This is a genomic window from Vreelandella aquamarina (assembly GCF_044805175.1).
GTDB classification, from domain to species: domain Bacteria; phylum Pseudomonadota; class Gammaproteobacteria; order Pseudomonadales; family Halomonadaceae; genus Vreelandella; species Vreelandella aquamarina_B.
In genome coordinates, this window is the sequence record NZ_CP085232.1 from 2,601,009 (window position 1) to 2,617,427 (window position 16,419).

The 16,419-nt window shown below is 57.1% G+C and carries 18 protein-coding genes; 3 read left to right on the forward strand and 15 right to left on the reverse strand.

Annotation, left to right across the window (positions count from 1 at the left end; all coding sequences use genetic code 11):
• Positions 1–94: 94 nt before the first annotated feature.
• The 3 genes from LG300_RS12095 to LG300_RS12105 form a co-directional block, all read right to left on the reverse strand.
• On the reverse strand, positions 95–331 hold the full coding sequence (locus LG300_RS12095; protein ID WP_404375567.1) for a PD-(D/E)XK nuclease domain-containing protein: 237 nt from the start codon (positions 329–331) through the stop codon (positions 95–97).
• A gap of 166 nt (positions 332–497) precedes the next feature.
• A complete protein-coding gene (locus LG300_RS12100) occupies positions 498–1,223 on the reverse strand; it encodes a hypothetical protein (protein ID WP_404375568.1) in 726 nt (241 codons plus the stop codon).
• 86 nt (positions 1,224–1,309) lie between these two features.
• On the reverse strand, positions 1,310–2,239 hold the full coding sequence (locus LG300_RS12105; protein WP_404375569.1) for a hypothetical protein: 930 nt from the start codon (positions 2,237–2,239) through the stop codon (positions 1,310–1,312).
• A gap of 405 nt (positions 2,240–2,644) precedes the next feature.
• Between LG300_RS12105 and LG300_RS12110 the strand changes: the two genes are divergently transcribed.
• Both LG300_RS12110 and LG300_RS12115 read left to right on the forward strand, forming a co-directional pair.
• Positions 2,645–3,061 (forward strand): curli assembly protein CsgF, encoded by a 417-nt coding sequence (locus LG300_RS12110; protein WP_404375570.1) that lies wholly within the window; start codon positions 2,645–2,647, stop codon positions 3,059–3,061.
• Between the two features lie 81 nt (positions 3,062–3,142).
• Positions 3,143–4,030 carry a CsgG/HfaB family protein gene (locus tag LG300_RS12115; protein WP_404375571.1) on the forward strand — a complete coding sequence of 296 codons (888 nt, stop codon included), beginning with the start codon at positions 3,143–3,145 and terminating at the stop codon, positions 4,028–4,030.
• Positions 4,031–4,141: 111 nt separating this feature from the next.
• Here the strand turns inward: LG300_RS12115 and lpxL are convergent, their stop codons facing one another.
• The 12 genes from lpxL to LG300_RS12175 all read right to left on the reverse strand — a co-directional run bounded on the left by lpxL (position 4,142) and on the right by LG300_RS12175 (position 14,818).
• Entirely contained in the window at positions 4,142–5,056 is a 915-nt protein-coding gene (lpxL, locus tag LG300_RS12120; RefSeq protein WP_404375572.1) for an LpxL/LpxP family Kdo(2)-lipid IV(A) lauroyl/palmitoleoyl acyltransferase, read from the reverse strand.
• Between the two features lie 12 nt (positions 5,057–5,068).
• Positions 5,069–6,169, reverse strand: coding sequence for an alanine racemase (gene alr, locus LG300_RS12125; RefSeq protein WP_404375573.1), 1,101 nt, complete (start codon positions 6,167–6,169; stop codon positions 5,069–5,071).
• A gap of 178 nt (positions 6,170–6,347) precedes the next feature.
• The gene (gene rpoS, locus LG300_RS12130) at positions 6,348–7,322 is read right to left on the reverse strand and encodes an RNA polymerase sigma factor RpoS (RefSeq protein ID WP_404375574.1); all 975 of its coding nucleotides are present in this window, start codon (positions 7,320–7,322) and stop codon (positions 6,348–6,350) included.
• A 151-nt stretch (positions 7,323–7,473) separates the two neighbouring features.
• Positions 7,474–8,511 carry a peptidoglycan DD-metalloendopeptidase family protein gene (locus LG300_RS12135; protein ID WP_404375575.1) on the reverse strand — a complete coding sequence of 346 codons (1,038 nt, stop codon included), beginning with the start codon at positions 8,509–8,511 and terminating at the stop codon, positions 7,474–7,476.
• 115 nt (positions 8,512–8,626) lie between these two features.
• Positions 8,627–9,565 (reverse strand): DUF368 domain-containing protein, encoded by a 939-nt coding sequence (locus tag LG300_RS12140; protein WP_404375576.1) that lies wholly within the window; start codon positions 9,563–9,565, stop codon positions 8,627–8,629.
• Complete coding sequence (locus LG300_RS12145) at positions 9,562–10,239, reverse strand: protein-L-isoaspartate(D-aspartate) O-methyltransferase (RefSeq protein WP_404375577.1); 678 nt, start codon at positions 10,237–10,239, stop codon at positions 9,562–9,564. Before LG300_RS12145 ends, LG300_RS12140 begins: the two co-directional genes overlap by 4 nt.
• Positions 10,226–10,972, reverse strand: a complete 747-nt coding sequence (gene surE, locus LG300_RS12150) for a 5'/3'-nucleotidase SurE (RefSeq protein WP_404375578.1) — start codon at positions 10,970–10,972, stop codon at positions 10,226–10,228. The genes LG300_RS12145 and surE overlap by 14 nt, the downstream gene beginning before the upstream one ends.
• A 21-nt stretch (positions 10,973–10,993) precedes the next feature.
• Complete coding sequence (truD, locus tag LG300_RS12155; protein ID WP_404375579.1) at positions 10,994–12,034, reverse strand: tRNA pseudouridine(13) synthase TruD; 1,041 nt, start codon at positions 12,032–12,034, stop codon at positions 10,994–10,996.
• Positions 12,027–12,515, reverse strand: a complete 489-nt coding sequence (gene ispF, locus LG300_RS12160) for a 2-C-methyl-D-erythritol 2,4-cyclodiphosphate synthase (protein WP_404375580.1) — start codon at positions 12,513–12,515, stop codon at positions 12,027–12,029. The genes truD and ispF overlap by 8 nt, the downstream gene beginning before the upstream one ends.
• A complete protein-coding gene (gene ispD / locus LG300_RS12165) occupies positions 12,515–13,225 on the reverse strand; it encodes a 2-C-methyl-D-erythritol 4-phosphate cytidylyltransferase (protein WP_404375582.1) in 711 nt (236 codons plus the stop codon). The genes ispF and ispD overlap by 1 nt, the downstream gene beginning before the upstream one ends.
• Positions 13,222–13,587 (reverse strand): cell division protein FtsB, encoded by a 366-nt coding sequence (gene ftsB / locus LG300_RS12170; protein ID WP_404375583.1) that lies wholly within the window; start codon positions 13,585–13,587, stop codon positions 13,222–13,224. Before ftsB ends, ispD begins: the two co-directional genes overlap by 4 nt.
• Positions 13,588–13,669: 82 nt before the next feature.
• On the reverse strand, positions 13,670–14,818 hold the full coding sequence (locus tag LG300_RS12175; RefSeq protein WP_404375584.1) for a GNAT family N-acetyltransferase: 1,149 nt from the start codon (positions 14,816–14,818) through the stop codon (positions 13,670–13,672).
• A gap of 174 nt (positions 14,819–14,992) precedes the next feature.
• On the opposite strand from LG300_RS12175, the gene LG300_RS12180 reads away from it, so the two are divergent.
• Positions 14,993–16,348, forward strand: coding sequence for an aldehyde dehydrogenase family protein (locus LG300_RS12180; protein WP_404375585.1), 1,356 nt, complete (start codon positions 14,993–14,995; stop codon positions 16,346–16,348).
• The last annotated feature ends 71 nt before the right edge of the window (positions 16,349–16,419 follow it).

Here is a 16,419-nt window from a genome sequence, read left to right on the forward strand (position 1 = left end):
ATGCCCACTAGCATGACAAACAAGTGTCAACAACTGAGCCAAAGCAAGGCTCACTCAGGTTAGCTTTGCACTTAGCCGTTGAGTTATGTCGCTGTCAACAAATGGTATCTATCTCAAATGCCACAAACTGCCGCTTTTCGCTGGAAAACTCTACCCCGGTCAGATGGATAGACCTGCCCGTAGCAAAGTATTTATCAGCGTAACCTTTCGCCTTGATCTGTTCCAGCGCCTTGCTGCCCTCAGGCAGCTGCTCTACTACCTTAGTTTTAAATATGTAGAAGTGACCTCCTGAGTCAACAATTATATCCACACGGACGGTGATTTCAGGCATTCACACAGCTCACGGACGCACTCTAGTTCCAGAAGATTATCGAGGATTGGCTTATCGTACTTATCAATCAGTAGCACTGACCAGCTGTTGGTTTGCACAGTACTATACTGCTTGTGTCGACAAAATATACCGAGGGGCGAGCACTGGAGTCCTCAAAGAACATGGGCTAGTCGCGAATGGTGAGGCTGGAGAGCGGAAGCGGGACATTATCCCCCTGGATCTTGACGGCAACCTGCTTATCACTGGCGAGGATGTTGAGTTCATAGCCGTTGTCGTTGCCGAGGATAGTAACGGTAGCGTCGTTGCGGTTGCCTATCTCGGTTAGACGCACTTGGTTTCGCGAACCCGCCAGCGAGATAGCACCGCGATTTTCTAGCCCATCTTGCACCAGCGTTGCAGTGTTGTCGTCACCGACTGACAGGATGATACCAAGGTTTCCAGCGCCTGCTTGTTCGAGAGTGGCGAAGTTACCCGCGCCTTCCTGTAGCACAGCGCCACGGTTGGCACTGCCGCTCTGCTCCATGACTGCACTGTTGCGCTCACCGCCTTGCAAAATTAGCGCCTGCTGGCCGTCTCCTGCCTGGATAACTGAGGCCGAGTTGTCGCGCCCGCCCTGTCCTACAGTGTCAAGTAGGGTGAAGTTGGCTAGGTAGCCTTCATCAATTGCTTCAGTCATCGCAACTCTGTCAGCCATCGCACCGCCCTGGCCGATCAACGCTGTATTGCCTGTGTCAGTCTGGGTGATGCGGGCGTAGCTCTTAGGGCTGGCTTGCTGTATGCCGGCGATATGTCCCGCTCCAATCTGCTCAATTAGGAGCGTGTCCGCTGAAGATGCGCTTACGGCAGAGGAGAGCAATGCCGCCACCAGCCATAAAATCATGTACTTGGACACGGCAATACCTCTTATTTAACGCTAAGCCAAAATCAGCTATTCATACGCCGGACGGCTGTTCAGCCGCCCGACGGGTGAATAACACCTCAGTACTGGTTGGCCACTGCAAGGTTGCCAGTACCGCTCACATACACTTCGTTAACGTTATTGTTTCCAGCTTGGCTGAAGCTCACGGCGTTGCTGTTACCAGTAATCGCAATTACACCGGTATTGTTGTTACCGTCCTGACTGGCGATACCGTCGAGAGTAAAGACTCCCGTCGGATCGACAGTCGGTGAGTCGCTGAAATAGTTTCCGCTATCGGTGAATTCATTCAGACTGACGGGCCCAGTCATAACGCCCAAAGTGCCGGCACCGCCCACGCGGTTGTTATTGCCGACGACGTTAATAGCAAGCGCATTGGCAGCCCCGCTTTGGATCACGCCGACTGCATTACCGTCGCCATGGATGCGACCGTTTGAGTCGCCGCTGGTGGGCAAGGAGTAGACGCTAGACCCTTCGACTAGGCTAATGTCGACCCCTGGATTCGTGAATCCCACGGTCGAACCGTTGCTTGCGCTGTTGCCTGAGTTACTGCTAACTGACGCACCGTTGCCAACATAGTTGCCGTTGCCACCAGTCTGCTTAATGAAGATTTGGCTGTTGGTCGTCGGCCCATCTTGGTTGCTCAGGCCAGCAAAGTTCTGGTTCGTTTCCTGGACGATGCCTATCGTGTTGTTCCCAAAGCCCAGAGTTCCAGACTGAAAGCTCCAAGCGCCAATGTTGCGGTTTCCATCCTGCTTCAGCAGCACCTGGTTGTTGTTATTGGTACCAGGACCAACATCTGTCGATGCGCCACCGCTGTTGAAATTTCCGTTCTGGACAGCGTAAGTCTCGTTGTTGGTACCGTCTTGGTTGGCACCGAGAAAGTTGTTATCACCGACCTGTTCGATGAAGAGGCGGTTGTTATCGGCGTTTGCCGTACCGGCAGCCAAGCCGAGCGCGAGCACTGAAGCACTAAGTATTATTTTACGCATGGTCTTTTCCCCTTTTTAGCTTCTGCTAAAACACGATTTGATTACTGTCCTGCGTTCCCCGACCGCGCCTAATGGAGGCATGTCATTGCTTACTTATGGGTAGCAGACACAAATACTCTAGTCACGAAGCGTAACCTCTGCTAACTTAACTGTTACATTTAATAAATATTTGGGACTTATTTGTTAAAGCTATGTAAGTCATTAAGTGCATGTGCATGCCTTACATAGAGAGGACAAATCAATGCACTGTTGCCCTCGGCCCCGCGGAAGAAGCCCTCGCGGTTTGGGTATCCGTGATCTAAGTCCCATTTTCAGCGACCGGCGTTTGATTTTGATATTGCGGTTCGCATGACAAATAACTTTTCGATCAGTAGGCGTTGATCGATTGCATTGGAAGGAATCTGAATGATGAAATTTTTTCTCCCATTCGTACTCCCTTGCCTTATTTTTGGTGCGGTCAGCACACAAGCGCAGGATCTCGTGTACCACCCCATCAATCCCTCTTTTGGCGGTGATAGCTTCAACAGCGCACACTTACTCGGACTCGCTGATATCCAGAACGAATACGACGATGTCACCTTTGAGCCGGTTGATCCGATTGATGCCTTTGCTGCCTCGATTGAACGCCGAATCCTAGGCGAAGTGTCTCGCCAGATTTCAGACCGAATTTTCGGAGAGGATGCACAGGAATCGGGCGAATTCACGATCGGTGACACACGCATCAAGTTCGCGCGCTCGGGTCTTGACCAGCTTGAAATTGTGCTCCTAGACATCGTGACCGGTGCCGAGACCGAACTCCTTATTCCGGCGCCGACATACTAAAGACATGTTCTGCGCGGTAAGGCAGCAAGGTGTAACAATCCAGCCAGGGAGGATCGAAAAATCGACAAGAACAAAATTCACATGCTTCTCGCGATGGTGGCGTTAATTTCAGGATGCGCGACACCAGTCGGCAAATCGCCAGCTGAAATGTTTTCCGAGCCGCCGGAGGTGAATTCGATCACCCGCTCAGGCTACACGCTCGCTAACTTGCCTCCACCACAGAATAAGTTGGCCGTCGCTGTTTACGATTTTCCCGACCTTTCGGGTCAGCGGAAACCAAAGGAGAATGTCGCCGAACTCTCAACGGCAGTTACGCAGGGGGGGAGCCAGATTCTGATCGACGCTCTGCTACGCGCCGGGATGGGTAGCTGGTTTGACGTCGTTGAACGCTCAGGACTGGCGAACCTGTTGCAAGAGCGACAAATTATACGTCAGCAACGGGAGGCGTATCAGGGCGCGCAGGCAGCGACGCTGCCTGCGCTAATTTACGCTGGGACTATCCTGGAAGGAGGTATCGTCAGTTATGACACGAACATCACTACAGGTGGTTTCGGGGCGAGGTTACTTGGGATCGGTGGTAATACCGAATACCGCACTGATGTCGTTGAGGTGGGCCTCCGGCTCGTCAGCGTTCAGAGTGGTAAGATCGTGCGATCGGTCAACACGCGAAAGTCGATCCTGTCAGTGTTACTTCAGGGCAGTGTCTTCAAGTTCATCGCCGACGAGGAAATTCTCGAGGCGGAGGCGGGCATAACATCTAATGAGCCGACAAACATCGCGGTGCGCGAGGCAATCGAAGCTGCGGTTTATGCACTGATCGTCGAAGGCGTGATTGCCGGCGACTTTGCCTTCGCGGATCCGGATGAAGGTGCGCAGGTGGTTGCAGCCTATCGGGCGATGCGTCAACGCACGATCGACGCGGCAGATATTAGGTCGGAAGGGGGTTATTCACCCTCTGGCCCAATGTAGCCAGATGTATGACTCTTCCCCTCTTTCCATTGATGTGCGACTTGACCATCAATGTAGCTGAATGAGGCTTTAGGAGGGGTAGAGTCACTTTCATTGGGGAGTGTCAAGCAGCTAGTAAAAACCGGCTTCGCCCTCTGGGCGGGTCTTAAACCGCCGGTGCAGCCATAGATACTGCTCGGGGTGCTTGCGGATCGCCCGCTCGATAAACGCATTGACCCGGGTAGCATCGGCCAGTTCATCGCCGCTGGGGAAGTGCTCGAAAGCGGGTAGGCACTCGATGGTATAGGTGCGGTTATCCGGGTTGCGGTGGAACATCAACGGCACCACGGCGGCACCGGTCATACGGGCAATTTTAGCGGTGAGGCGGATAGTCGCCGCTTGCTGACCAAAGAGTGGTGCAAATACGCTCACATCGCGGCCAAAATCCTGATCCGGCGAGTACCAGACAATGTGCCCCGCCTTAATGCAGCGCACCATGCCGCGCAGGTCATGGCGGTCGATGGCTTGGCCGAAGATGCGCGAACGCGCACGGGTCATAAAGCGCTCGAACAGCGGGTTGTTATGGGGGCGATAGACTACATCGGCCGGAAAAAACAGCGAGTGCAGCGCTCCGCCTAAATCCAGCGTCGAGAAGTGAATACCGACCACCAGCACGCCCTTACCCTGCGCTTTGGCGCGGGCAAGGTGCTCCTGGCCGTGATACGCCACCCGATGGCGCAGCCCTTCCGCATCGCGGCACCATCCTGTGGCGGTTTCCACTAAACCGATGCCATTGGCAATAAACGTCTCTTTGACCAGCTGATGCTGCTCGTCAGCACTTTTTTCAGGAAAGCAGAGCGCAATGTTCGTCGCTGTAATGTGTCGACGACGCTTCACAAAGCGCCATGCCATGAGCCCAATGGCTTTGCCAACCCATAGTCTTAGTCGCCACGGCAGCCAAGCCGCCACATACATCGAACCAATCGCCAGCCAGGTTGACCAGTAGCGGGGATGCGCAAAGGAGCGCGGATAAGACGCTTTTGACATACAGATAACCGTTTAAACGTGAGCCCCATGATAACGCCGCGGCGCCCTGGGCAGAACACCGGTCAGCAGCGTATAGCTGATCGTCTCGCAGTAGCGAGCCACCTCATCCACCGTCAACACGGTGCCGTTGCTGGCGCGGCCCCAGAGCACCACTTCACTGCCAATGGCGGCATCGGGTATATCAGTGACATCCACCGTGAGCATATCCATGGAGACTTTACCAGCAATGGGGCAGCGTTGGCCGTTCACCAGCACCGGCGTGCCATCTACCGCGTGGCGGTCGTAGCCATCGCCGTAGCCTGCGGCAACCACGGCAATTTTCGAGGGCCGCTTAGCTTTCCAGCGCCCACCATAGCCCACCGGTTCACCCTCTGCTAACTCGCGCAGAGCAATAATTTCTGAGCGCAGGGTCATCACCGGGCGCAGCTGCCGGGTGGTCTCGTTGGCAACTTCTAGCGGATCGCTGCCATAGAGCATCACACCGGGGCGGTTCCAGTCCCCATGGGCTGCAGGCCAGGCAAGGGTTGCTGGGGAGTTTGCTAAACATAGCGGCGCTTTCAACTCGTCCGCTAAGCTTTTTAGCGCGGCCATCTGATGATTAAAGTAGCTAGGGTCACGGGCGTCGGCGGTGGCAAAGTGACTCATTAGGTGCAGTGCCGTTACCTGGGGGGCGTCCACTAAACGTTGCCAAACACTAGACGCCTCCTGGAGCGAGAACCCCAGGCGGTGCATTCCCGAATCTACCTTCAACCAAACAGGAATAGGCTGCTGCGGCGAGTACGCCAGCAGCGCTTCGACCTGCCATGCGCTGTGTACGCTGATCCATAAACGATGTTGGTCTACCAGCGCCAGCTCATCAGCACTGAAAATGCCCTCCAGCAGCACAATCGGCGCTTTGATGCCTCCTTCGCGCAGGCTCAGCGCCTCTTCGATGCAGGCCACAGCGAAGGCGGGGACATCGGCTTCCAACGCTTGTGCACAGGCAAGGGCACCATGCCCGTAAGCATCGGCTTTAATCACTGCGACGGAACGGCTTTGCGGCGCGCAGCGGCACGCCAGTTGATAGTTGTGACGCAGCGCGTCCAAATCAATATGGGCCACTAACGGGCGCATAGTTCTCTCTCTTATCAGGTCACGTTGCGGCTCATCTGCCGGGCTGAGTGACGTCACTCAATAACGTAGGGATGAAAATGGTTAGCCCTAAAAATAGCGCACCGAGCAGGTCACTCGGTGCGCTATTCATGCTTCCATTAGGTTTTCCGGAAGCGCTCGTGTTGCTTTCGTCTCGGGATTAGCCCTCGAAAATCGCGTCGAGGGAAAGCCCCTGCTTTTCCAAGGAGCGACGCAGTTTCTTTAATGCTTCCACCTGAATTTGGCGTACTCGCTCACGCGTTAGGCCAATTTCGGCTCCGACCTCTTCCAGAGTAGCCGCTTCATGGCCACGTAAACCAAAGCGGCGTACGACAACTTCACGCTGCTTCTCGCTTAATTCATCTAGCCAGTGGTCCACGTGTTCGCGCACATCACCATCCACTAAGCACGCTTCTGGCCCCAGCACTTCATCGTCAGTCAGGGTATCGATCAGCGGCTTATCGCTTTCGCCGCCCATGGGGTAGTCCACTGATGAGACCCGCTCGTTAAGCCCCAGCATCTTCTTAACCGTTTCAACTGGTTTATCAAGATGCTCGGCGATCTCTTCAGCGGTGGCTTCGTGATCTAGCTTCTGGGTGAGTTCACGGGCGGCTCGCAGGTAAATATTGAGCTCTTTCACCACGTGGATCGGTAGTCGGATGGTGCGCGTTTGGTTCATTAATGCGCGCTCAATGGTCTGTCGAATCCACCAGGTAGCGTAGGTGGAGAAACGGAAGCCACGCTCTGGGTCAAACTTCTCCACTGCCCGAATCAGGCCAAGATTCCCTTCCTCAATCAAATCTAGCAGCGTTAGGCCCCGGTTAAGATAGCGCCTCGCAATCTTAACCACTAAACGCAGGTTGGACTCAATCATCCGTGAGCGGCCCAACGCATCGCCCTTACGCGCCAAGCGGCCATAATAGACCTCTTCTTCGGGCGTCAGTAGCGGTGAAAAGCCGATCTCATTGAGGTAGATCTGTGTTGCGTCCAAGCTTTGAGTCGATTGACGGTCTTCACGGCCGAGCGCTTTTTCAAACGCCTCTTCCTCTGCCGTAATGTCGTCGTCGGCGTCATCCAGCGCCTCTTCAACCTCATCCAAGTCAATCTCCTGTAGGTCCTTCTCCAGCATACTCATGGTCATACCCCCCGTTGTTTCGCCTATCCGCCATGTAGAAAAGTGAGCGTGGTCGCACTCCCTGTGCGCGTACACCTTATTGTTATATGACGCCCTGATTCAGCTCTTCGGGTAGTCCTGGCAGGCGTACTTTACACCTGCCAAGGGATGGCTAGCGAGATGGCAGATAGTCCAACGGATTTTGCGGCTGGCCATCGCGGCGCACCTCAAAATGCAGTTTGACGCCATCTGCATCGCTATCGCCCATCGTGGCAATCACTTCTCCTGCCTCGACGACATCATTCTCTTTGACGTTTAAACTATCATTATGTGCATAGGCACTGAGAAACTGATCGTTGTGTTTCAGTAGAATCAGGTTACCGTAGCCGCGTACGCCGCTACCGGCGTAAACCACAATACCAGGGCCTGCTGCACGAACAGGTTGCCCCTTTTGCCCGGCGATATCAATCCCAGCGGTAATGCTACCCCCCTGCCCAAATTCACCGGTAACCTGGCCCTCGGTTGGCCACTGCCATTCGATATTTTCAGCCGGTGTAAAGGTGCGCGACGAGCGGTCTACGCGTGCGGTTTGAGTGGGCTGGGCCTCGGGTTCAGGTTCTGCCGTCGCTGCTGGGGCTGGATCAGGCTCTGGCTCTGGAGTTGGTTCAGGCTCCTGCACTGGCTGGGCGGGCTGTGCATCGCTGGATTCAGCTGGCGTGTTAGCAGCGGCAGCCACCTGCTGAGAAGCTTCCACTGCGGTGCGCTCTGCCCGCTCGGCGGTAAGCCGCTGGTTACGCTCAATGGCGCTCTCATCCGGTAGCAACCAGTCAAGATCTTGTTCGTTGTTGGCAACGGCGGTCGCTTGGGGCTGCAGGCCCGTTGCCACCGCGCCACCCGTTGCTGGCGCGGTTTGTGAGGTAGTGCCACTAGGCTGGCCGCTGCCTGCGCCTTCCCGCAGCGCAATGGTTTGACCAGGATAAATTTGATAGGGCGCGTCTATATTATTAATGGCTGCCAACCGGCGGTAATCCAGGTTGTGTTGCCAAGCGATACCGTAGAGCGTATCGCCCGCTTTAACGGTGTACTGGGGCGAATTTTCGACCGCGCTACGGGCTTCGCTCAAATCGCGCACCTGCGGCGTATTGTGCTGCTGATTAGCACAACCGCTAACTGCCAGCGCCAATGCCGTCATGATGAAAACCTTACGCATCAAACCCTACTCCTTTTCTACGCCGCGCGCTAACTATCAATTGAGTGGCCATCAATTGAATGGCTATCAATTGAACGACTGTTTGTGGGGTGGCTGCCTATTAAGCGACCGCCTATCAACGATGCTGGGCATGGTAGGCCGCACGGCGGTTCAATAATACGACCAGCAGCGCGCCAACGGCCATTAACGTTACCACGCCTGCTACCTGTGCCGACGCTCCTGTCAGCACGGCGTAATCGCTAGGCAGTAAATAGCGATAAGCCAGCGGTATCATCTGCCCATCGGGGCCTAGCTGATAGCGTACCAGTTCACGCCAGGGCCAGAGAACCGGTAGCGAGCCAACAATGAAGCCCAGCAGTAGCTGCAGTGTCGCGCCGTGGTAGCGGCGCAGCAGCCACGAAAGCAGCCGTGATGAGAGCGCCAGCCCGATAATGCACCCCATTCCAAACAGCATAATAATGCCGATATCAAAGCTACGGATAGCCCCCATGATGGTGCCGTAGAGCCCCATAGTGAGCAGTAAAAAGCTACCGGATACGCCAGGCAGCAGCATGGCACTGATAGCGATAGCACCTGCCACTATGACGACCAGCGCTTCATTACCGATCATTAGCACCAGCGGCATCATGCCGGGAAGCAGTTTGGCTAACATTAACCCAATCGCCAGCGGCAGCAAGTACCAAATTTTCCATCGTTCTCCGGCCTGCCCGACCACCAGCGCCGAGGCCGCCACGAGCCCGAAGAAGAACCCTTCCAGCAGCAGTGGTTGCGCCTCCATCAGCCACAGCGCTATGTGCGCCACGCTGACTAGGCTTACCGCAACTCCCAATAGCAGCGGGACGAGAAAAGCTAAATTTAAGTGCAGCGCTAGCCCTTTCCAGCCTCCACGACGCCAAGCACCCAGGGCGCTGGGGCCAAACTGCTTGATGGTATTGATGAGCTCTTCATAAATACCGGTAATGAAGGCAATGGTGCCTCCCGATACGCCAGGCACTGCATCGGCGGCGCCCATCCCGGCGCCTTTCAAAAATAGTCCTATGGGTCGACGCTTCAATCCACCACTCCTTGCAATAGGGGTACAAAACGCACGGGTTCAAGCCGACGTTTTTCAAAGGCAGAGCCAATCCGCTTGATTTGGGTTAGCCACTGGCTGCCATCTGACTCTTCTAGCGGTGCGATGAGCACGCCGTCATAGCTTAGCTGTTCCAGTAGTACTTCCGGCAGCGTTTGCGCGCACGCTGTCAGCAGAATAACGTCGAACGGCGCGGCTTCCGGCCAGCCTTCTCCGCCATCCGCCACGGCGAGGGTAGCCGGGGCATCGAGCCGCCACAGCCGCTCCGCTGCCCGTTCGTGCAGCGTATAGATTCGCTCCACGGAGTAAAGCGTTTCGACAAGACGTGACAGAATCAGCGTTTGATAGCCCGACCCGGTGCCCACCTCCAGCACCCGCCGGGGCGATGCACGTAGTACCAGCTCGGTCATGCGCGCCACCGTTAGCGGCTGAGAGAGCGTTTGACCGAAACCAATGGGCAGGGCGGTATCTTCGTAGGCGCGGTGGGCAAGCGCCTCATCAACAAACAAGTGGCGCGGCTCGCTTGCCATGATATCCAGCACGCACTGGTCACGAACGCCCTGCTGGATCAGCCGTTTGATCATGCGGTCCCGAGTGCGCTGGGAGGTCATGCCGCGACCGCGCAGCTCACCAGGGGATAGCTCAGGCAAAGGCATCCAACCAGTCCTGCACATCGCGGCGCGCGGGGTGGCGCGTTAAATCGGTTTGCAGCGGCGTAATCGACACATAGCCGGCTTCGATGGCCGCAAAGTCGGTATCTTCACCGTCGTCAGCGTTAGCCGCCACCGGGGCAATCCAGTAACGGGTACGGCCACGGGGGTCTTGCACCGGCACCGGCTTCTCCGCCGGGCCGCGGTAGCCCAAGCGGGTCACCTTAACCCCTTTGACCTCCTCCCAGGGAAGATCGGGCACGTTCACGTTTAGCAGCGTACGGGGCGGTAGCGAGAGCTGGTCAGCAGCGCCAATGAGGCTCGCGGCGACTTTCGCGGCCGTGGCAAAGTGATGAGTGCCGCACAGCGACATAGCAATCGCGGTCATGCCAAGATTGCGCCCCTCCATGGCAGCGGCGACCGTGCCGGAATAGAGCACATCATCACCGAGGTTGCTGCCGTGATTAATCCCTGAAATGACCAAATCCGGCCGCTCGTCCCACACCCCATTCACACCTAAATAGACGCAGTCGGCTGGGGTGCCATCCACGCTATAAAAGCCGTTGTCTAACGCCGTCAGCGCTAGCGGCCGCGATAGCGTCAGCGAATTACTGGCCCCGCTGCGGTCACGGTCAGGAGCGACCACGCGCAGATTGGCGTGGGGCGTTAGCGCCTCGTAAAGCGCCCTAAGGCCGGGGGCGTGAACACCGTCGTCGTTGGAAAGCAGCAATCGCCGCATCGGAACCTCCTCACCTCAGCGTTAAGCCGTGTCGGGATGATGAATTAACTCGCCAATCACCGCCGTGGCAAAGCTGCCCCGCGGCAGGGCAAACGAGAGTTGCACGGCGTCTGCTTCAAACGTTAACTGTGGGGCAATGAGCCTAGCTCGCAGCGCCCGTTGCCCGCGCTTTACGCCGCTCTTCTCAAGCCCCTCACACAGCGCGGGATGCCGGGCGGCGAGTTGCGCTTCGTAGGCCCCCGCCTCTTCGCCTGCCGAGCGGCCAACGCCCCATAGCACGCCGGTCGGGTGAACATCCAGCACGGAGGCGCGCTCCATTAAACTCTCTTCTACCGACTCAATGCCAAACACGCTTTGGGTACCATCGAGCATCAGGGTATCCCCGGCGATGGGCTGGCACCAGTTACCATCCCGCAACCGTGCGCTAAGCAGCTCATTGAATAAGAAACTGCGGGCGGTGGAGAGTATCATGCCCTGGCGGTCGTCGCGTTTGCGCCAACCTTTGGCAAGCACGGTGGCGGCGCGCTGTAAGTTGCGTGCCCCCGCCCCGAAGCGCTGGTGGCCAAAATAGTTGGGCACGCCCTGGGCGCAGAGCGCTTCCCAGCGCGGGATAAAGTCGGCGGACTGAACCGCCTCGCCGCTCAGGCGCAGGGTAAAGTGGTTGGTTCGGTGCACGCCCCGCTTGAGCTTGCGCGGGTGGCGAGCCTGCTCAAGCACCGTAATGCCCAACGCTGCCAAAGACGCCGATAAATCTGTAGGGGCCTCGCGCCCTGGCAAATGGATGCTTAACCATTGGCGAGCCACCGCGACCCGATCTTTCATACCGGAATACCCAATATCCCGGGGCATAACGCCGCACAGTCGGCTTAGCTGCTTCACCACATCTAACGTGGTTTGGTTGCGCTTTTCAAGCCGCAGCCACAGGTGCTCACCGTGGGCTTCTGGAGAAAAATCGAGCTGCTCATCGACGATAAAATCTTCCGGCTGGGCGCGGTACTGGCCTGGCGCGGGCACGCCGAAAGCGGGCGTTAGGCTACGCTGCCACGAGGGGAGATTAAGCATTCAGCGCCTCTTGAGCCGCCAGCAGCACAACCGCTTCTGCGGCAATCCCTTCACCGCGCCCGGTAAAGCCAAGGCGTTCGGTGGTAGTGGCTTTGACATTTACCTGCCCAAGCGTCACGCCTAGATCCTCGGCGATCACCGCACGCATGGCATCAATATGGGGCGCCATTTTAGGTGCCTGGGCCATGATCGTTGCATCCAGGTTTACCACGTTAAAGCCTTCACCCCGCACCAATGCGACCACATGGCGCAGCAGGCCACGGCTGTCGGCACCGGCCCAGGCGGGGTCGGTATCTGGAAAATGGCGGCCAATATCCCCCAGTGCACAGGCACCCAGTAGCGCATCGCTAATCGCGTGGAGCAGCACGTCGCCATCGGAGTGGGCCACAAAACCGTGGTTAAACGGCAGCTTAACGCCGCCAATCATTAAATGGTCACCCGGCCCAAAGCGGTGTACGTCAAAACCGTGGCCAATTCGCATTAGGAACTCCTGTTACTGGCGGTTGCCGTTTGGGCGGCCAGAATGGCAGCCGCCAAGGCTAAGTCGTCAGGGTGGGTCACTTTTAGGTTATCGCGCCGCCCGCTTACCAACCGTGGCGCCTCGCCCAGCGCTTCCACCGCAGAGGCTTCATCGGTGACCACGGTGCCGTTTTGTAGCGCCTGTTCCAGCGCATGGCGCAGCAGCGAGTAGCGGAAACCCTGGGGGGTTAGCGCGTGCCACAGGCCATCCCGCGGCTCGGTGATTTGGCTAAGCTGGGCACCGTTATCGCGCTTCATGGTATCCGCCACCGGCATTGCCAGTAGCGCACCGCCTGAGTGTGCCTGCGCGGCTTGGTAAAGCGCGTGGAGGTCATCGTGAGTAATGCATGGGCGTGCGACATCGTGAACCATCACCAGGTCCGACTCCTCAGCGGCCATCGCCTGCAAGGCGTTTAATACGCTATGCATACGTTCAGCACCGCCCGGTACACGCTGCCACTGCGTAAACGGCACCCAGGCAGGGTCGAACCAGCGGTCATCGCTGTCTAGGCAGAGCACCAGCCGCGCCTGTGGAAAAGCGGCGTGAAGCCGCGCCAGGGTGTGGGCCAAGATAGGCTGATGGTTCAGCGTCAAATACTGCTTAGGTTTATCAGCACCCATGCGCCTGCCCTGCCCCGCCGCGGGAACCACGAGCCATAGCGGGTTACTCATTGTGCACCGCCTTCACTGCTGCGCGGCGGTATAACACCCGGTTGGGAGACCAACCCCGCATTAATACCTACCAGCTCACTTTGGATAGCAACACCAGGCACCCAATAAAACTGCTCATCCGAGCGTACCATGCCCATATCGCTACGGGCGCGCTCCTCAATAGCATCAAGACCGTTTTTTAAATCAGTCACTTCCGCTGCGAGCCTTGCATTGCGCTCACGCATGGGCACGTTGTCAGCCTCCTGCATGGCAACGCGCCGCTCTACCTCCTGGAGGTCTTGCCAGCCGCCACTTCCCAGCCAGAGCTGGTACTGAAGCAATCCCAGCACGGCCAGCAGAATCGCCACGAGCCATTTGTGCATCACAGAGGTCCTTTGTGAAAGCGAGAACGGCGCGCATTATGCCATTAAGGGCGATAAGCAGCGAGCCGCAGCGCAGGGGGAGTTATTTAAACGGTAAGGCATCTTCGGCGGCACGGCGATAGGCCATGATATGAGCCGCCTCTTCTTGGCAAAACTGCGCCACCCCTGCGGCAAGCCCTGGATGGGCCACATAGTGCAGCGAGCGCACCCGCTGCGGGGCAAAGCCCCTGACCAGCTTATGCTCGCCCTGGGTGCCAGGGTCAAACAGGGTTAGCCCCTTGGCCAGGCAGTAGTCGATGCCTTGGTAGTAGCAGGCTTCGAAATGCAGGCAGTCCGCCATGATTTCACTGCCCCAGTAACGCCCATACAGGGTGCGGGCACCGCGAAAATAGAGCGCAGCGGCCACGGGCCTGCCTTCCAGGTGCACCTGCACTAGCATTAGTGCCTCGGGCATTACCTGGCGCAAGCGTTCAAAGAAGGCGTGATTAAGATAGGGTGGGCGGCCGCGCTCATGATACGTAATGGTGTAACAGCGATAGAAGTGCGCCATGTCGGCGGCACTAATCGCAGCGCCTTCCAGACGCTGCAGCGTGAGGCCTTGTTCGGCCACTAAGCGCCGCTCACGCTTGATCATTTTGCGGCGTTTTGAGGTTAGACTGGCCAAAAAGCCGTCAAAATCGCCGAAACCTCGGTCTCGCCACTGAAACTGCACCCCCTCACGCGCGATCAGCTCAGGGCATTGGCGCTGCCACGCCTCGACCTCTGGCTCCTCGGCAAATAGCAAGTGCCAACTGGAAAGCCCCCTCTCTTCGCACTGCTGCCTCCAGCCGATGGCTAACTGCTCACGAACGGCGGCGGCATCGGTGTCGGCAGCCATCAGGGTTCGGGTGCCAGGCACGGGCGTAAAGGGGATCGCACTTAGCCCTTTGGGGTAGTAAACGCCCCCAGCCCGCTCCAGCGCCTCCGCCCATCCCCAATCAAACACATATTCTCCATAGGAGTGGTGTTTGCGGTACATAGGCAGCGCGCCAACCAACCGCGTCTCTTGCCAAACACACAAGTGGCAAGGCTCCCAGCCGGTGGCCGGACTCACCGAGCCACTCGCTTCAAGGGCTGCTAAAAAAGCATGGCGTAAAAAAGGCTGCTCCTCGCTAACCAGCGCATCCCACTGGCCTGCCGAAACGGCATCAATGGTCGCTAAAATGGAGAGGGACAGCGAGCGTGAACGCATAACATCTCCCATGGCACACTGGCGCAGATGGCGAAGGCTTTACTGTATCACTAAGATGGCTAATACGTGTGAAACACCTTCATTTGTAAACAATTGTTGACGTATAACAAGCAAGATACCTCAGTCAACCGGAAGCACGTATTGTTGACGATAAGTTCATCCAAGGAGAGGCTGATGAAGCGCGACCTAACGAGTATGTTCAATGCTCAGCGCCATACGGCTGGCCAAGCGCTATTTCCAACGCTAAAGGAGCGCCGGGAACGCCTGGCCCGTTTAGCCAAAATGACAAAGCGCCATCGGCAAGAGATTGTGCGGGCAATCCAAGCTGACTTTGGCCAGCGTAGCGACGTAGAGATACACCTTGTGGAAATTAGCGCTGTGCTGTACGCCATTCGCCATGCCCGCCGCCATTTATGGCACTGGATGCGACCACGCCGGGCGGGAGTGCCCTGGAAAATGCGGCCCGCACGCGCCCGTGTTACCCCCCAGCCCCTTGGCATTGTGGGAGTGATGTCCTCCTGGAACTACCCTTGGCACCTTGCCGTAATGCCAGTGGTAGATGCCTTCGCCGCAGGTAACACAGTGCTGGTAAAACCCAGCGAGCAGGCACCGCATACCAGCGCCCTACTGGCCAAGTTGGTGCCTCAATATTTTACCGATGAAGAGTTTGCCGTGGTGGAGGGTGGCGCCGACATCGCCAAAGCATTTAGCGCACTGCCGTTTGATCACTTGCTCTTTACCGGCTCAAGCACAGTGGGCCGCCAGGTAGCGGTGACTGCAGCGGCCAACCTTACCCCTGTCACGCTGGAACTGGGCGGAAAATCGCCCGCGCTGGTCGCTGGTGATGCTGATTTGGAGCAGGCAGCCGCCGCGATTATCTTTGGCAAAGGGATGAACGGTGGGCAAACATGCATAGCGCCGGACTATGTACTGGTTGAGAGCCGCCACCTTGATGCCCTTACTCACGCCCTAGAGCAGGCGATTCAGCAACAGCGGCCAAATGCCAAAGAGGCCACCGGCTATGTGAGTGACACCCATCAAACGCGCATCGAAAAGCTATTGGAGGAAGCACGCAACCACGGCTGCCGCGTGATTGATCAAGGTGCCCATGCTCCCGCACTAGTGATTGACCCGCACCAGGGTTTAGCACTGATGCAAGAAGAGATTTTTGGCCGCATCCTGCCGCTTATCAGCGTTAAGCAAATCGACGACGCCATTGGTTTTATTAATGCCCGCCCTCGCCCGCTGGTGCTTTACGCATTCACGCGCAACAAGGCACTCCAGGAGTCCCTACGCCACTCTACCCGCTCCGGTTCACTGGTGTTTAATGAAACGCTGCTACACCACGCTGTCCCCTCATTACCCTTTGGCGGCGTTGGGGAAAGCGGCATGGGGGCTTACCACGGTCGGCACGGTTTTGAACGCTTCAGCCACTTGCGTGGGGTGTTTTATCAATCCCAGCGCCCCGGCAGCCGTTGGCTAAGACCACCTTACCGACGCTGGCTGCTGAAATTACTAAGGCTTGACTAAAGCTATTAAGCTAATGTCCGATATTCACTTAATACGCTTTACTATTACAAGCCACTAACGTTTAGGAAACA

Excerpts from the sequence above, each read along its gene's own strand:
- LG300_RS12095 (WP_404375567.1), bottom strand. The coding sequence starts at position 331 with ATGCCTGAAATCACCGTCCGTGTGGATATAATTGTTGACTCAGGAGGT.
- LG300_RS12105 (WP_404375569.1), bottom strand. The coding sequence starts at position 2,239 with ATGCGTAAAATAATACTTAGTGCTTCAGTGCTCGCGCTCGGCTTGGCT.
- LG300_RS12110 (WP_404375570.1), top strand. The coding sequence starts at position 2,645 with ATGATGAAATTTTTTCTCCCATTCGTACTCCCTTGCCTTATTTTTGGT.
- LG300_RS12115 (WP_404375571.1), top strand. The coding sequence starts at position 3,143 with ATGCTTCTCGCGATGGTGGCGTTAATTTCAGGATGCGCGACACCAGTC.
- lpxL (WP_404375572.1), bottom strand. The coding sequence starts at position 5,056 with ATGTCAAAAGCGTCTTATCCGCGCTCCTTTGCGCATCCCCGCTACTGG.
- alr (WP_404375573.1), bottom strand. The coding sequence starts at position 6,169 with ATGCGCCCGTTAGTGGCCCATATTGATTTGGACGCGCTGCGTCACAAC.
- rpoS (WP_404375574.1), bottom strand. The coding sequence starts at position 7,322 with ATGAGTATGCTGGAGAAGGACCTACAGGAGATTGACTTGGATGAGGTT.
- LG300_RS12135 (WP_404375575.1), bottom strand. The coding sequence starts at position 8,511 with ATGCGTAAGGTTTTCATCATGACGGCATTGGCGCTGGCAGTTAGCGGT.
- LG300_RS12145 (WP_404375577.1), bottom strand. The coding sequence starts at position 10,239 with ATGCCTTTGCCTGAGCTATCCCCTGGTGAGCTGCGCGGTCGCGGCATG.
- surE (WP_404375578.1), bottom strand. The coding sequence starts at position 10,972 with ATGCGGCGATTGCTGCTTTCCAACGACGACGGTGTTCACGCCCCCGGC.
- truD (WP_404375579.1), bottom strand. The coding sequence starts at position 12,034 with ATGCTTAATCTCCCCTCGTGGCAGCGTAGCCTAACGCCCGCTTTCGGC.
- ispF (WP_404375580.1), bottom strand. The coding sequence starts at position 12,515 with ATGCGAATTGGCCACGGTTTTGACGTACACCGCTTTGGGCCGGGTGAC.
- ispD (WP_404375582.1), bottom strand. The coding sequence starts at position 13,225 with ATGAGTAACCCGCTATGGCTCGTGGTTCCCGCGGCGGGGCAGGGCAGG.
- ftsB (WP_404375583.1), bottom strand. The coding sequence starts at position 13,587 with ATGCACAAATGGCTCGTGGCGATTCTGCTGGCCGTGCTGGGATTGCTT.
- LG300_RS12175 (WP_404375584.1), bottom strand. The coding sequence starts at position 14,818 with ATGCGTTCACGCTCGCTGTCCCTCTCCATTTTAGCGACCATTGATGCC.
- LG300_RS12180 (WP_404375585.1), top strand. The coding sequence starts at position 14,993 with ATGAAGCGCGACCTAACGAGTATGTTCAATGCTCAGCGCCATACGGCT.